At 70.3% G+C, this 14,408-nt stretch carries 14 protein-coding genes; 11 read left to right on the top strand and 3 right to left on the bottom strand.

From position 1 onward, the window contains the following. The first annotated feature begins 57 nt into the window (after positions 1-57). The 5 genes from ACFY0P_RS14670 (at position 58) to ACFY0P_RS14650 (ending at position 3,368) form a co-directional block, all read left to right on the top strand. Positions 58-513: a barstar family protein gene (locus ACFY0P_RS14670; RefSeq protein WP_388911705.1), complete on the top strand. Its 456-nt coding sequence runs from the start codon at positions 58-60 to the stop codon at positions 511-513. Positions 514-615: 102 nt separating this feature from the next. Then, complete coding sequence (locus ACFY0P_RS14665; protein WP_388911702.1) at positions 616-1,068, top strand: hypothetical protein; 453 nt, start codon at positions 616-618, stop codon at positions 1,066-1,068. A gap of 85 nt (positions 1,069-1,153) precedes the next feature. Further along, complete coding sequence (locus ACFY0P_RS14660) at positions 1,154-1,486, top strand: hypothetical protein (protein ID WP_388911699.1); 333 nt, start codon at positions 1,154-1,156, stop codon at positions 1,484-1,486. A 102-nt stretch (positions 1,487-1,588) separates the two neighbouring features. Continuing rightward, positions 1,589-2,323: a hypothetical protein gene (locus tag ACFY0P_RS14655; RefSeq protein WP_388911696.1), complete on the top strand. Its 735-nt coding sequence runs from the start codon at positions 1,589-1,591 to the stop codon at positions 2,321-2,323. A 31-nt stretch (positions 2,324-2,354) separates the two neighbouring features. Further along, a complete protein-coding gene (locus tag ACFY0P_RS14650) occupies positions 2,355-3,368 on the top strand; it encodes an SUKH-3 domain-containing protein (protein WP_388911693.1) in 1,014 nt (337 codons plus the stop codon). Positions 3,369-3,498: 130 nt separating this feature from the next. Here the strand turns inward: ACFY0P_RS14650 and ACFY0P_RS14645 are convergent, their stop codons facing one another. The 3 genes from ACFY0P_RS14645 to ACFY0P_RS14635 all read right to left on the bottom strand — a co-directional run bounded on the left by ACFY0P_RS14645 (position 3,499) and on the right by ACFY0P_RS14635 (position 6,588). Beyond that, on the bottom strand, positions 3,499-4,143 hold the full coding sequence (locus ACFY0P_RS14645) for a hypothetical protein (protein WP_388911690.1): 645 nt from the start codon (positions 4,141-4,143) through the stop codon (positions 3,499-3,501). 301 nt (positions 4,144-4,444) lie between these two features. Beyond that, a complete protein-coding gene (locus tag ACFY0P_RS14640) occupies positions 4,445-5,389 on the bottom strand; it encodes a hypothetical protein (protein ID WP_388911687.1) in 945 nt (314 codons plus the stop codon). 227 nt (positions 5,390-5,616) lie between these two features. Continuing rightward, entirely contained in the window at positions 5,617-6,588 is a 972-nt protein-coding gene (locus ACFY0P_RS14635) for a LysR family transcriptional regulator (RefSeq protein ID WP_388911684.1), read from the bottom strand. An 84-nt stretch (positions 6,589-6,672) separates the two neighbouring features. Between ACFY0P_RS14635 and ACFY0P_RS14630 the strand changes: the two genes are divergently transcribed. The 6 genes from ACFY0P_RS14630 (at position 6,673) to ACFY0P_RS14605 (ending at position 14,375) form a co-directional block, all read left to right on the top strand. After that, entirely contained in the window at positions 6,673-7,989 is a 1,317-nt protein-coding gene (locus tag ACFY0P_RS14630) for an MFS transporter (RefSeq protein WP_388911681.1), read from the top strand. Positions 7,990-8,100: 111 nt separating this feature from the next. Further along, positions 8,101-9,387 carry an ABC transporter substrate-binding protein gene (locus ACFY0P_RS14625; protein ID WP_388911679.1) on the top strand — a complete coding sequence of 429 codons (1,287 nt, stop codon included), beginning with the start codon at positions 8,101-8,103 and terminating at the stop codon, positions 9,385-9,387. Next, on the top strand, positions 9,384-10,280 hold the full coding sequence (locus ACFY0P_RS14620; protein WP_388911676.1) for a carbohydrate ABC transporter permease: 897 nt from the start codon (positions 9,384-9,386) through the stop codon (positions 10,278-10,280). The genes ACFY0P_RS14625 and ACFY0P_RS14620 overlap by 4 nt, the downstream gene beginning before the upstream one ends. Then, positions 10,277-11,098: a carbohydrate ABC transporter permease gene (locus ACFY0P_RS14615; RefSeq protein WP_388911673.1), complete on the top strand. Its 822-nt coding sequence runs from the start codon at positions 10,277-10,279 to the stop codon at positions 11,096-11,098. The genes ACFY0P_RS14620 and ACFY0P_RS14615 overlap by 4 nt, the downstream gene beginning before the upstream one ends. An 11-nt stretch (positions 11,099-11,109) precedes the next feature. Further along, positions 11,110-13,362, top strand: a complete 2,253-nt coding sequence (gene yicI, locus ACFY0P_RS14610; protein WP_388911670.1) for an alpha-xylosidase — start codon at positions 11,110-11,112, stop codon at positions 13,360-13,362. Further along, positions 13,362-14,375, top strand: a complete 1,014-nt coding sequence (locus ACFY0P_RS14605) for a LacI family DNA-binding transcriptional regulator (protein WP_388911667.1) — start codon at positions 13,362-13,364, stop codon at positions 14,373-14,375. Before yicI ends, ACFY0P_RS14605 begins: the two co-directional genes overlap by 1 nt. Positions 14,376-14,408 lie beyond the last annotated feature (33 nt).

Below are 14,408 nucleotides of genomic sequence, written 5' to 3'. Positions count from 1 at the left end.
CCCTGGGTTGTATGCGTCCCGGAAGGTACGGCGGAGGTTCGGCGGCAACTGTCGGAGTTGACAGCGAAGGGCGGGCAGGTCCACCACTTCGACGCCCGCGATCTGACGACCGCCCAGGACGTCTTCCGCACCTTCGCGGAAACCCTCCACTTCCCCGGCTACTTCGGACAGAACTGGGACGCCCTGGTCGACTGCCTGGACGACCTCTGCGGCGAGGTCACGGGAGGAGGAGCGGGGATCGCGGGCGTCGTGCACGGCGCGGATCTCCTTTTGCAGACGGAACACTTCCCGCTGTTCGTGTCGGTTCTCTGCCAGGGCGCCGACCGCGCGAACTCAGCCGTGGACCTCGACGGCGACCCCCTGGACCGACCCGCCGTCGCCGAACACTTCGTCCTCGAATTCAGTGAATTCGACCGCGAGAAGATCGCGGCCCGTGTCGAGCAACCCGACCTGATCGTCACCACGGGTGACGGATTCGTGGGGGCAGCACTCAATCCCGAGGAATGGCACTGAGATCGTCGGTAAAGGATGGGACGCCCTGAAGCGGTACCGGGCATTGGCCAAGCCCGGTGGAGACCACCACTTCCTTTACCAGCAGTGAGTTCAGATATTGCCATGGACGTAGAAATCAAGTCCCGCTTCACGAGCGCAGGCCCGGAAGTCCTCGACTGGCTGCGGATCACGTCCGCCGAGGGGGACTGGCGGCGCTTCGAGCGGCTCGCGGCGCTGGCGCTGTATCTCCCCCCGGAAGGGCTCGGGCCGGTCCTGGCGACGGTGCTGGCCGAGCGGCCCGCCGGCGTGAACACGGAGGATCTGGTCGACCTGCTCGGAGAGCTGCGGGCCCCGGAGGGAGTCGAGCCGGTCGCCGCGCTGGTGCGGGAACGGAAGTCGACCGACGGTCCTCACTTCACCTTCTGCGTCAAGGCCCTCCAGTCTCTGGGCGAGATCGGCACCCCGAAGCCGTCGGCTTCCTGCGCGGCATCGCCACCGGCGATCCCGCGGTCTGGACCGACCCACTGCGCTGGCACGCCGCGGAGGAACTGGGGGAAGGGAAGCTCCCCGTCCTGAACGGGCACCAGATCGCAATCTTCGGTGACAGGGCCGCCGAGCTCTTCACTGGCTCCATTTTCCGACGAGTAGGACCTCCGACACCATGACAACGGAATTCTTGATGGATCTCGACGAGGGAATGGTCGAGTACTTCCGCGACATGGCGAACGAGATGGTCTCGCGGTTCGGTATTTCTCGGGCGGAAGCGGTGGCCAGGATCAACGAGCGGTATCACGACGCGGAGATCTCTGCGTACCCCGATCTCATGTGCCACGAGTTCCCGGAGTTCTGGTCGTACGGCCTGTACTACTACCCGAACGAGTCCCGCCGCCTGCCGACCGGTGACGAGGACGACGACGAGGGCTTCGACATGTCCGCCCTGCGCGTCCGCCCCGCGCCTCCGACGGACTCGCCCTACTGGACGCTCGGGGCCTGACCGCCCTGCCTCAAGACGCGCACGAGAGGCAGCTGATCGAGTGGCATGCGGCCCGACGGTCCGGACGACCCGTAACCGACCCCGGACACCGCGGAAGGAACCATGGATCTCCAGTCCACCGTCACCGCGTTCCCGCGGGCCACGCCGATCGACGGCCTCGACCGTGCCTGGACGTGGCGTCTGAACCCGGTGCTGAACTTCGCGGGGGCGCTGACCGGCGACGGCACCCGGCTTCTCCAGACGAACCAGGTGCGCAGGCACGACGAGACGCTGGCGCGTGCGGTCCTGGCCTTCGCCCGCGCGCACGAGCCGGAGTTGACCGCCGAGGGGCGCTTCCTGACCTGCGTCGGCGGCTTCGAGGCGCTCGGATACTCCTTCGACGCCGTCGCGGCCACCGTTCCCGGGGTACACGGCCACCACCGGGTCCGGAACCCCGACCTCACGCCTCTGACCACCATCGTCTTTCCCGCGTACCGGTGCGAGTTCTCCGGGCGGGAGACGCTGGAGGAGGCAGAGGCGAGGTACCACAAGATGCTGCCCACCGCGGACATCGGCCGCGGGCCCGTGCCGTTCCTGAAGATGCGCTTCGACAACCCCCGTACCGGTGGAGGCAGCAACAACCCGGGGCGTGCCCTGGCCCGGTCCGAGATCCTGCTGGCCGAGATCGCGGAGCTGAGGAACGCTCCCGGCGGGTTCGTGGAGTACGAGAACCACGCCGGTGACGTACGGCGTCTGGAATGGGAGCAGAACGGCACGTGGGTGCTCTCGGACGTCTCCGGGAGGCGGGAGCTGGGGCTCGACGAGCTTCTGCCCCTGGTGGCGGAGAGCCTGCGCTGACCGTTCCCGGTGTGCGGACGGTGGTGTGGACATGGGGTACGACCCGACCTGGTCCCCGGAGACCGACGGTGTGCTGCGCCGGGCGGGCTGGCTGCCCGACCGTGCGGTGCCGACGGACACCTGGGAGTGGATCCTGCGGGAACGCGGTTCCTTCGTGCCCCACGAGGCGGCGAGGCGGTTCCTGCGCGCTTTCGGAGGCCTGGTGACGTACGGCTGGCCGGCCGACCCGGTCGTGACCCGGTCGGCCATCAGGTTCGATCCTCTCCGGGCCGAGTGGGAGGACGAGACGTACAGGTGGATGAGCCGACAGGCCAGGACTTCCCTTTACCCGGTGGGTAGGGCGGTCGAAGGGAGCAGCCGGCTGGGGATCGCTGAGGACGGACGGCTCTACATCGCCGCCGGGAACCGCGTGGAACTGCTCGGCGCGACCGTGGACCAGGCCCTGGACCGGTTGGTCGCGGAGCAGGGCGTCCGCACCGCCTCCCGGACCGTCGGCGTGTCCCCGGGGGCCGAGGAGTTCTGGCGGCGGCTCGACGCGGTGGAGGCCGATGCCGACGCGGCCGGGCGGCGCTGGCCCGCCCCGGCCGATCGTGTGCTGCGGGCGGCCGGCTGGTTTCCGGGCCGGTCGGTCCCGGTGACGACCTGGGAGACCATCCTGCTGGAGACCGGCGAGCACGAGATGCACGCGGCCGCCCGCCGGTTCCTCGCGGAATTCGGTCAGGTCGGGGTTCCCTGCCGCGCCCCCCTGGACACCATGCCGTGGATGGACTTCCAGTTGGATCCGCTCCTGGCGATGTGGGACGCCGAGATCCTCGACCACCTCGGGGAGCAGGCCGGAGCCGATCTCTACCCGGTCGGCATGGTCGACCGCCGGAACCGTTACCTGGCGATCGCGGAGGACGGCGCGGTCTACACGGGCATGGATTCGGTCTCCCTGTGGGCGGCCACCCCCGACGAGGCCCTGGAAAAGCTCACCAGACCGGTCCGCCCCGAAGCGCTGGACCCCACCTCAATCTGGTCCCCCACTTCGACCCGCGCTACCTGATGACAGTGCAGGGGATCTACGGCTCCTTCTCCCCTGGACCGGTCGACCACCGCCGAGCAGTTCGCCTACACGTTCCGCGAGTTCGATCCCCGGCAGATCGAACTCCGCATCGCCCGGCAAGACCTCACCGTCACGGCTGGCACTTGTCGGCACCACGAGTGGAAGCGATCTTGACGAGCTCCCAGACCCCCTTGTCATTCTTCTGGACCTGAGCGCCGTAAGCGACATAGCTGTTCTTGGTGACCTTCGTGTGCTCGATCACCCCGGTCTTGATGACCTTGGTGTAACCCTTGCTCTCGTCCCCGCAGTAGGTCAGCGAAGCCCTGTCCTTGGACTCGACGCTGACCTGACGGTCCGTGTAGCGCACGGTTCCGGTGACGGTCCAACCGGCCTTCTTGAACGACTGAACCCATTCCTGAGCCGCCACAGCGCCCTCACCCTCCGTGTAGTACTCCAGAGCGGGAAGACGGGGATTCTGAGCAACAACGGCCGCGTCGAGCGCCCGGACGAACTCCGCGTTGTCCTTGAGGATCGCGTCCTTGACCGGCTCGGAATCCTGTTCCGGAGTGAACGTGAGGATGTCGTCGGCGGGCAACGTGATCTTCGGGCGGCCGTCGGCAGCAGGGGACGCGGAGGCACCGGCCGACGCCGGTACAGCCGCCTTCGCGTCTGTGCCCTTGCCGCCTGACGTCGAGCCACCTCCACAGCCGGCGAGCAGCAGCGCGGCCGACAGTCCAGCTGTGGCAGATGTGAGCAGACGCAGGCGGCGAAGCACGGTTGGCTCCTAGTGAGGTGGGCGAGGCTGGAGAAAGCAACAGACACCGTAGCCAGGTGGCCTCGCAAAGGGGCAAAGGGATTGACTCACGCCCTGCGGCGTGGCATCCCCCGGCGTGCCCCGTCGGGCCACACCCGCGCCCCCTCCCCGCCGCCACGTCCTCCACCCACCCGAATGCCACCACCGCCACCCCGATCAGCGGCCACACCACCACGAACATCCAGCCGGGACGCGCCGGAGGCGGTCGAGCGGCGCCGGGACGCGCCAGAAGCGGTCGAGCAGCGCCGGGTGCGGGGCGGCATCAGAGGACGGGGGCGGGAGCGGAGGCGCCGCCGGTGCGGGTGTGCCGGGGCGCGCCCTGCGCGACCGGGCCGCCGGTCGGGGCGACCGACTCGCTGGGCGAGACCGGCGGCGGCGAGGAGACGGGAGAGGAGGGCGCGTCGGAGGAGGGCGGCAACGTGGACGGCGGAGCGGAGACGGACGACGACCCGGGCTTCGGCGAGGTGACCGTCACCCCGGAGGACGAGGTCGGCCGCGCGGACGCCGACGCGCTCGGCCGGGCGGACCCCTTTCCGCTCCCGGGTGCACGGGAGGAGGCGCCGGCCGACGGGGCCGTACCGCCGCTCACGGCCGGGCCGGCCACCGAGGAGCCGTCGTCCGAGGACCGGGGCGACCGCGCGGGCCGCGGCGAGTCGTCGACCTTGCCGGCGGGCCTGTCGGCGTTTTGTCCGGGCACCGGCAGCCAGGGCGCGGCGGAACTACCGGACAGCAGGGTGACGACGATGACGACCGCGTAGACCGCACAGGCGAGGCCGACGGCCATCCCGAGCCTGCGGAGCCGGCGGCTGCGGCGCCCGGACTCGTCGACGAAGACGGGGACGGGAACGGGAACGGGGGCGTCGGGAGCGCCTGAGCCTCCGGGAGCACCGGAGGCCGCCGCCGCGGCGGACCGTATCGGCCCTGCCGGCCCTGCCGGCCGTATTCGTACGGCGCCGACGTCGTTCTGGACGGTCACCTCGTCGGGGTCGTGGACGAGGTCCGGGGCGGGGTCCCGCAGAAACACCGGGATCGGCGGCTCGACCACGCTCCACGGGTCCCGTAACGACCCGGCCCGCAGCACCTCGGTCTCCCCGACGGCTCCCGCGGCCCCGACGGCTCCCGCGGCCCAGGCAGCCCCGCCACCGTCGGCGCCCGCAGCGCCCGCCGCCGCCCCGTCGGCCCCGTCGTCTCCGTCGTCTCCCGTCACCGGAACATCACGGGCATCCAGGACCACCTGTGGCAATTCGGGTTGGGTTTCTTCTCGCCAATTTTTCACGCGCGTACATCCCCCCACGGGAGTGTTCCGGGCGCACTGACGAACCCGAGCACACGTCAACGGAACGGGCCCCCAACCCGCTCCGAGCGCCCCCTTGCAGCTCTCCGCGCTCGGGCCCATGAAGCTAGCGCACGGGGGAGATCCGTGTTCCCGATGTGTCATTTGTGGTCGTCCATCACCTCTTGATCACTGGCCGGAATCCATCCGTCGGCCGGCCGCTGAAGCCACCGTTCCGCCCGCCCGATCTCGGCGGCCGCCCGCCGCAACGCGTCGAGTCCCGGATGGACCAGCCCCTTTCGCCACACGAGCGACACAGGCGACAACGGGACCGGATCGACCAGCGGCCGCGACACGCTTCCAGGTATGGCCGGAAATCCCACTACCGCGAGGATGGGATAGCGGTCCTTGGCCATGACTCGCTGGAACTCCTCCTCCCCGACGGCCAGCGGCAGCGGCGGCGCGACCGCGGCGCCTCGTCCCTCGAAGAGGTGAAAGGCCAGGTCAGTCCATTCCAGGGTGCGCTCGTTCCCGGCACCGGCGTACACCGTCTCGCCCCCGAGCGCGGCCAGCGGCACCGCGTCCAGGGCTGCGAGCCGGTGATCGGAGGGGAGAATTACGGCCATGGGTTCGAACCGCACGGGCTGGTGTTCGAGTCCGGAGCGCAGCGCCGGATCCAGTCCCGCGAACCGTCCGAAGGACGCGTCGAGCCGCCCCGCGAGGAGTTCCGCCGCCGCCCCGGTGAGCCCGCTCTCGTAGCGGGCCATCAGCTCGCAGTCGGGGGCGAGTTCGCGGGCCCGGTACAGGACGCGGCGGGCGGTCTCCAGACCCGGGGAGTTGAGGTCCACCAGCAGGGGCCGGGCCTGCCCGAACGCGGCGAGCAGGGCGTCCTGGGCGGCCAGCACCCGGCGGGCGTACGGCAGCAGCCGGGCGCCGTCGGCGGTGAGGCTGACCTGCCGCGTGCTGCGCAGGAACAACTCGGCGCCGAGCTCCCGCTCCAGCCGCCGTACATCACGGCTGAGCGCCTGCTGGGCGACGTACAGCCGGGTGGCGGCGCGGGTGAAGTGGAGCTCCTCGGCGACGGTCACGAAGACGCGCAGCAGGCGGGGGTCGACGTGGGCGGGTGCTGACATCACGCGAACTTACAACACAGGTGCGTGAATCGGCGCCGAGCAGGTGTTGGACCCCTTGATCGGCCCGGCGCGACGGTGGTGTCCATGCCGCAACCGACCCAGCCGGGCCCCCGCGAGACCGTCCACACCGTCACCGCCGACTCCCTCGTCACCGTCGACTTCAGCCCCCGGTTCGACGGCCGCTCCAGCGCCCGCTCCCGCCACCGCCCACCCGGCCCCTACCGCCGCCTCTTCGCCCTCCCCGGCACCCGCGCCTTCACCGCCGGGAACCTGCTGGCCCGGCTCCCCATGGGCATGTTCAGTGTCAGCGCGGTCGTGATGATCGCCGGGTCGCGCGGCTCGTACGCCCTCGCCGGAGCCGTCACCGCGACCGGCCTCGCCGCCACCGGTCTCGCCGGGCCCTGGATCGCCCGGCTCGTGGACCGGTACGGGCAGGCCCGGGTCGCCGTGCCCGCGACCGTCACCGCCGTGCTCGGCAGCCTCGCCCTGCTGCTCTGCGTCCGCTACGGCGCCCCGGACTGGACCCTGTTCGCCGCCTACGCGGCCACCGCCACCACCCCCAACCTCGGCGGCATGTCCCGGGCCCGCTGGGCCCACCTGCTGCGCGACGACCCGGGCGCCCTGCACACCGCGAACTCCTTCGAACAGGCCGCCGACGAGCTGTGCTTCATGCTCGGGCCGGTCCTCGCCTCCTTCCTGACCGGCACGTTCTTCCCGGAGGCCGGCACGCTGGTCGGCGCGGTGCTGCTGCTCACCGGCGCCCTGCTGTTCGCCGCCCAGCGGGCCACCGAGCCGCCGCCCCGGGCGGGCACGGGCACCGCCCGCACACCGCTGCGCATCGGCCCGCTCCTGGCCTGCTTCGTCGCGACCGGCGCGGTGTTCGGCTCGATGGAGGTCGTCACCATCGCCTACGCCGACGCCCAGGGCCACCGCTCGGCGGCGGGTGCCGTGCTCGCCCTCCAGGCCGCCGGTTCGTGCGCGGCGGGCCTGCTGTACGGGGCGCTCAGGCCGACCTGTCCGGCCGAACGCAGGCTCCCCGGCTGCCTGTTGTCGATGGCGGCCCTGATGTCCCTCCCGCTGCTCGCCACGCGCGCGTTCGACAGCCTCTGGGCCCTCGCCCCCGCGCTGCTCGCGGCCGGCATGGCGACCGCCCCGACCATGGTGACCGCGATGACCCTGGTCCAGGACCGGGCCCCCGCGGACCGCCTCAACGAGGGGATGAGCCTGGTCGTCACCGCCCTGCTCACCGGCATCGCCTGCGGTTCCGCGCTCGGCGGCTGGGCGGCGGACCACCTCTCACCGACGGCCGCCTTCGCCACCCCGGCCGCGGCGGCCGTCGCGGCCCTGGCCGTGAACACCGCCAGTCGAATCGCTTCGCCCAATTCCCGCCGCACCCATTGACGCCCTCACAGCCCGCACCTACCGTCCTCCGTCGAAGCGCTTCGACGTCCCGCATCGAACCGATTCGACGCGGGACGAGCACCATCCATCCGACTCCCCTGGAGGCATTGGATGTTGACGGCACGAAGGCGAACCGTGAGCGGGGCGGTGATCCTCGCCGGATCGCTGCTCCTCACCTCCTGCGGCGGCTCGGGCGGCAGCACGTCCGACGGGAAGACGCTCAGGCTGTGGCACTACGAGGGTCCGACCAGCGCGATGGGTGTCGCCTGGAACGAGGCCATCAAGGAGTTCGAGGCGACCCACCCGGGCGTGAAGGTGAAGTACGAGGAGAAGAGCTTCGAGCAGATCCAGAAGACCGCGCAGATGGTCCTGAACTCCTCCGACGCCCCCGACATCATGGAGTACAACAAGGGCAACGCGACGGCCGGTCTGCTCTCCAAGCAGGGCCTGCTCACCGATCTGACCGCCGAGGCGGCCAAGCGCGGCTGGGACAAGAAGCTCAGCGCGGGGGTGCGCACCACCAGCCAGTACGACGCCGACGGCGTGATGGGCTCCGGCAAGTGGTACGGAGTGCCCAACTACGCCGAGTACACCATGGTCTATTACAACAAGGACCTGTTCGAGAAGTACGGGATCGCCGAGCCGAAGACGTTCGACGACCTGACGGCGGCGATGGACACGTTCGTCGCGAAGGGGGTCACCCCGCTCGCCGACGCCGGTTCCGAGTACATGGCCCAGCAGTACCTCTACCAGCTGGCGCTCTCGAAGGCCGACCGCTCGTGGGTCGACGCCTACGAGCTCTACCAGGGCAAGGTCGACTTCCACGACCAGGCCTGGACGTACGCGGCGACCACCTTCGCCGACTGGGTGAAGAAGGGCTACATCGCGAAGACGTCGTCCGGGACGACCGCCGAGCAGGCCGGGGTCTCCTTCATCCAGGGCAAGTCACCGATCCTGTTCTCCGGCAGCTGGTGGTACGGCCGCTTCCAGTCGGAGGCCAAGTTCGGCTGGGGCAGCTTCCTGTGGCCCGGCTCGAACCTCACCCTCGGCTCCGGCGGCAACCTCTGGGTCGTACCGAAGAACTCCAAGAACAAGGACCTGGCCTACGACTTCATCGACATCACCATGTCGAAGAAGATCCAGAACCTGCTCGGCAACAAGGGCGGAGTCCCGGTCGCCGCCGACGCGAGCGCCATCACCGACCCCAAGTCGAAGCAGCTCATCGCCAACTTCAACACCGTCAGCAAGCGCGACGGCCTCGCCTTCTACCCCGACTGGCCGGTCGCCGGCTTCTACGACACCCTCGTCTCCGAGACCCAGAAGCTGATCACCGGCAGCGAGAAGCCGGACGCCTATCTGAGCAACCTCCAGACGGCGTACGACAAGGGCAGCAAGTGAGGGTGCGCCGGGACTCGTACGCCCTCTTCCTCCTCCCCGGCGCCCTCGCCTTCCTGGCGGTCGTGATCGTCCCGTTCCTGATGAACACGGGCGTCAGCTTCACCGACTGGCAGGGCGTGGGCAGCCCGCACTGGTCCGGTCTCGCCAACTACCGCGAGCTGCTGCACGACTCCGAGTTCTGGGGCTCGTTCCGGCACAGCCTCTTCATGGTCGTGGCGATGGCCGCGGTCCCGACCGCCCTCGGACTGGTCCTGGCCGCCGCCCTGTTCGACTACGTCGGCAAGCACTTCGGCACCCGGATCGCGGCCGTCCTGCGCGCCTGCTTCTACCTCCCCCAGGTGCTGCCGGTCGCGGTCGCCGGCATCGTCTGGAGCTGGATCCTGGCACCGGACAACGGCTCCCTCAACGCCCTGCTGAAGGCGGTTGGACTCGGCTCCTGGCAGCAGGACTGGCTAGGCGACCCGGACCTCGCCCTCTACACCGTGATGGGCGTGCTGGTCTGGGTGCAGATCGGCTTCCCGCTGGTCGTGTTCATGGCGGGGCTGGGCCGGGTCGACCCCCAGCTGTACGAGGCGGCCGAGCTGGACGGCGCCGGCTGGTGGCGCCGCTTCTGGCACGTCACGCTGCCGCAGATCCGCCCCGAGGTGTACGTCGTCCTGACCTGGTGCACGATCGCCGCGCTGAAGGTCTTCGGCGCGGTGTACGTCCTGACCAAGGGCGGCCCGGGCGGCGCCACCGACGTCCCCTCCTACTTCTCCTTCACCACGTTCTTCGAGAAGACCCAGGTCGGCTACGGCTCGGCGATCTCCACGGTTCTCACGGTGATCATCCTGGTCCTGGCCGTGCTCGGCCTGAAGCTGCAGAGCCGCGCGGAGGACGGGGAGACGACATGACCGCCCTGCGCCGCTACCCCGTCCTCCTCGCCCTCTGCCTCGCCGCGCTCTTCATGGTCGTCCCGTTCCTGATCGTGGCGGTCAACGCGGTGAAGTCCCCGGCGGAGTACTCCCGGAACGGCCCGCTGAGCCTCCCCCACGGCCTCTACCTCGACGGCCTCAAGGACTTCTGGCAGCGCGTCGACTACACCCGGAAGCTGATCAACTCGGTCCTCATCAGCGGCTCGGTCGCGCTGCTCGCCACCGGCCTCTCCGTCCTCAACGCGTACGCGATCGGCATCGGCCGGATCCGGGGCCGTACCTGGGTGCTGGCCTTCTTCGTCCTCGCCAACCTGCTGCCGCAGGAGGCGCTGGTCTACCCGCTCTACTACCTCAGCAAGGAGGCGGGCCTCTACGACACCCGGCTCAGCGTGATCATCGTGTTCACGGTGATCCAGTCGGCGTTCGGGACGTACCTCCTCTCCGCCGTCCTCGGCCGGTTCCCGCGCGAGATCGTCGAGGCGGCCCGGATCGACGGCGCGAACAAGTGGCAGATCCTGGTCCGGATCGTCGTACCCGTCAGCCGCCCGACCCTGGGCGTGCTCCTGGTCTTCTTCTTCATCTGGACCTGGAACGAGTTCCTGCTGCCGCTGGTCATGCTGATCTCCAACGACAACCAGACGGTGTCCGTCGCCCTCGGCGTCCTCCAGGGCCAGCGTCTGATGGACGCCACGATGACCAACGCAGCCGCCCTGCTCGGCGTGCTCCCGGCCATCGTCTTCTTCCTCGTCTTCCAGCGGACGCTCACCCGGGGGATCGCCGTGGGAGCCGTCAAATAGGAGGTTCGTGCGTGAAGTTCACCGACGGCTACTGGCTGCTGCGCGAGGGCGTCACCGCGGCCCACCCGGTCGAGGTCCTCGACGTGACGGCCGCGGACGGCGCACTGGAGATCCACGCGCCGACCCAGCCCATCCGCCACCGCGGCGACCTGCTGAAGGGACCGGTCCTGACGATCAGCGCGCACACCCCGATGCCCGACGTCATCGGCGTCACCTTCACCCACTTCGAGGGCGAGCGGCCACGCGGCCCGCAGTTCGAGCTGCGGCGGGACGACTTCGCCTCGCAGGTGTCGTACGACGACGCGTACGCGACCCTGACGTCCGGCTCGCTGACGCTGCGGCTGAGCCGGACCGCCCCCTGGCGGCTCGACTTCCTCTCCGGCGGCCGCACCCTCACCTCCAGCGGCCCCAAGGGCATGGGCATCATGCGGGACACCGCCACGGGCGCCCACTACCTGCGGGAACAGCTGGGCCTCGGCGTCGGCACCTCGGTCTACGGCCTCGGCGAACGCTTCGGCCCGCTGGTCAAGAACGGCCAGGTCGTCGACATCTGGAACGCCGACGGCGGCACCGCCACCGAACAGGCCTACAAGAACACCCCCTTCTATCTGACCGACGCGGGCTACGGGGTCTTCGTCGACCACCCGGGGAAGGTGTCGTTCGAGGTCGGCTCCGAGGCGGTCTCCAGGGTCCAGTTCAGCGTCGAGTCGCAGCAGTTGACGTACTACGTCATCCACGGCCCGACCCCGAAGGACATCCTGCGCAAGTACACGGCCCTCACCGGCCGGCCGGCGCTGCCGCCCGCCTGGTCCTTCGGGCTCTGGCTGTCCACGTCCTTCACGACGTCGTACGACGAGAAGACGGTGACGTCCTTCATCGAGGGCATGCGGGAGCGCGAACTGCCGCTCTCCGTCTTCCACTTCGACTGCTTCTGGATGCGGGAGTTCAACTGGTGCGACTTCCGGTGGGATCCGCGGGTGTTCCCGGATCCGGAGGGGATGCTGGGACGGCTGCACGAGCGCGGGCTGCGGGTGTGCGTGTGGATCAACCCGTACATCGCGCAGCGGTCGCCGCTGTTCGCCGAGGGGAAGGAGCTGGGACACCTGCTGCGGCGACCGGACGGGAGCGTGTGGCAGTGGGACCTGTGGCAGCCGGGGATGGCGCTGGTGGACTTCACGTCCCCGGCGGCGCGTGACTGGTACGCGGCCAAGCTGGAGGCCCTGCTGGCGCAGGGCGTCGACTGCTTCAAGACCGACTTCGGGGAACGGGTCCCGGTGGACGTGGCCTGGTCCGACGGCTCGGACCCCGAGCGGATGCACAACTACTACACCTACCTCTACAACCGGACCGTCTTCGAGGTGCTGCGCAAGCACCGGGGCGAAGGAGAGGCGGTCGTGTTCGCGCGGTCGGCGACGACCGGGAGCCAGAAGTTCCCCGTGCACTGGGGCGGGGACTGCGAGGCGACCTACGAGTCGATGGCCGAGTCGCTGCGCGGCGGGCTCTCGCTGGGCCTGTCCGGCTTCGGGTTCTGGAGCCACGACATCGGCGGCTTCGAGGGCACCCCGACACCGGCGCTGTTCAAGCGGTGGCTGGCCTTCGGCCTGCTGTCCTCGCACAGCAGGCTGCACGGCTCGTCGTCGTACCGGGTGCCGTGGCTGTTCGACGAGGAGTCGGTGGACGTGCTGCGGCACTTCACCCGGCTGAAGCTGAGCCTGATGCCGTACCTGTACGAGGCCGCGCGCACCGCCTCGGCGGAGGGGGTGCCGCTGATGCGGGCGATGGTGCTGGAGTTCCCGGACGATCCGGGGTGCGCGCATCTGGAGCGGCAGTACATGCTGGGGGCGGATCTGCTGGTGGCGCCGGTGTTCTCGGACGAGGGGCATGTGACGTACTACTGTCCCGCCGGTACCTGGACCCGCTTCCTGACCGGCGAGACGGTCACCGGCCCCCGCTGGGTCCGCGAGCACCACGGCTTCCTGAGCGTCCCGCTCCTGGTCCGCCCCGGGGCAGTGATCCCGGTCGGCGCGGTGCCGGACCGCCCCGACTACGACCACGCCGACGGGGTGACCCTGCACGCCTTCGGCCTCGACCGCGGCGCCCGGGTCACGGTCCCGGTCGGCGACGTCACCTTCACCGTCGTACGCGAAGGGGACACCCTGCGGGCCTCGTGCAGCGACCCGGCGGCGCCCTGGAACCTGACGGCCGGGGAGCGCACCGCACGAGCACAGGCGGGCACCGGGTTCCTCTCCCTGGAGCTGGGCTGATGGTGAAGATCACCGACGTGGCCCGGCACGCCGGGGTCTCCCCCAGCACGGTGTCCTACGCGCTCAGCGGCAAGCGCCCGATCTCCGACGAGACCCGGCGCCGTATCGAGGCGTCCATCCGCGAACTGGGCTACCGCCCGCACGCCGGCGCCCGCGCCCTCGCCAGCAGCCGCTCCAACGTCCTCGCCCTGGTCGTCCCGCTGCGTACCGGCATCCACGTCCCCGTGGTGATGCAGTTCGCGGTGTCGGTGGTGACGACGGCCCGCCGGTACGACCACGACGTGCTGCTCCTGACCCAGGAGGAGGGCGAGGAGGGCTTGCACCGGGTCGCCGACACGGCCCTCGTCGACGCGCTGATCGTGATGGACGTCCAGCTCCACGATCCCCGGCTGCCTCTGCTGCGCGCACTGGAACGACCGTCGGTACTGATCGGCTTCCCGGCCGCCGCCGAGGGCCTGACCTGCGTCGACCTGGACTTCCGGGCGGCCGGCGAGCTGTGCGTGGAGCGGCTGGCGGGGCTGGGCCACCGGGTGGTCGCGCTGGTCGGCTCCCCACCCGAGGTGTACGTCCGGAAGACCGCGTTCGCCCAGCGCGTCGTCCAGGGCTTCACGGCCGCCGCCGACCGCAACGGGATGGCGTCCTCCGTCCACCCGTGCGAGGCGACGCCGGCGGGGGCGCGCCGGGTCGCCGAGCAACTGCTCCGGGAACAACCGGCGTTGACGGGTGTCGTCGTCCACAACGAGGCGATCCTGGAACCCCTCGTCGACGCCTTCGAAAAGCTCGGCCTCCGCGTCCCCACCGACCTGTCGATCACCGCGATCTGCCCGGACGAACTGGCGGCGGGGCTGCGCGTCCCGGTGACCTCGGTGGCCCTGCCGACCGCGGAACTCGGCGAACGGGCGGCGGAGTTGCTGATGCGGAAGCTGGCCGGGGACGGTGAGGTGCCGGAGGCGACGCTGCTGGCGCCCCGGCTGACGGAACGCGCGAGCACAGCGCCGCGCCAGGCACCCTGATGGGCGCACACGAAACGGCGTTCCGCTCCGGGA

This window comes from Streptomyces sp. NPDC001714, from assembly GCF_042892755.1.
Lineage (GTDB): Bacteria > Actinomycetota > Actinomycetes > Streptomycetales > Streptomycetaceae > Streptomyces.
Note: the sequence above shows the minus strand (reverse complement) of the source record. Positions and strands in the feature narration are given on the sequence as shown.

Coding starts and splice junctions, on each gene's coding strand:
- ACFY0P_RS14665 (WP_388911702.1), top strand. CDS start 616: ATGGACGTAGAAATCAAGTCCCGCTTCACGAGCGCAGGCCCGGAAGTC.
- ACFY0P_RS14660 (WP_388911699.1), top strand. CDS start 1,154: ATGACAACGGAATTCTTGATGGATCTCGACGAGGGAATGGTCGAGTAC.
- ACFY0P_RS14655 (WP_388911696.1), top strand. CDS start 1,589: ATGGATCTCCAGTCCACCGTCACCGCGTTCCCGCGGGCCACGCCGATC.
- ACFY0P_RS14650 (WP_388911693.1), top strand. CDS start 2,355: ATGGGGTACGACCCGACCTGGTCCCCGGAGACCGACGGTGTGCTGCGC.
- ACFY0P_RS14635 (WP_388911684.1), bottom strand. CDS start 6,588: ATGTCAGCACCCGCCCACGTCGACCCCCGCCTGCTGCGCGTCTTCGTG.
- ACFY0P_RS14630 (WP_388911681.1), top strand. CDS start 6,673: ATGCCGCAACCGACCCAGCCGGGCCCCCGCGAGACCGTCCACACCGTC.
- ACFY0P_RS14625 (WP_388911679.1), top strand. CDS start 8,101: ATGTTGACGGCACGAAGGCGAACCGTGAGCGGGGCGGTGATCCTCGCC.
- ACFY0P_RS14615 (WP_388911673.1), top strand. CDS start 10,277: ATGACCGCCCTGCGCCGCTACCCCGTCCTCCTCGCCCTCTGCCTCGCC.
- ACFY0P_RS14605 (WP_388911667.1), top strand. CDS start 13,362: ATGGTGAAGATCACCGACGTGGCCCGGCACGCCGGGGTCTCCCCCAGC.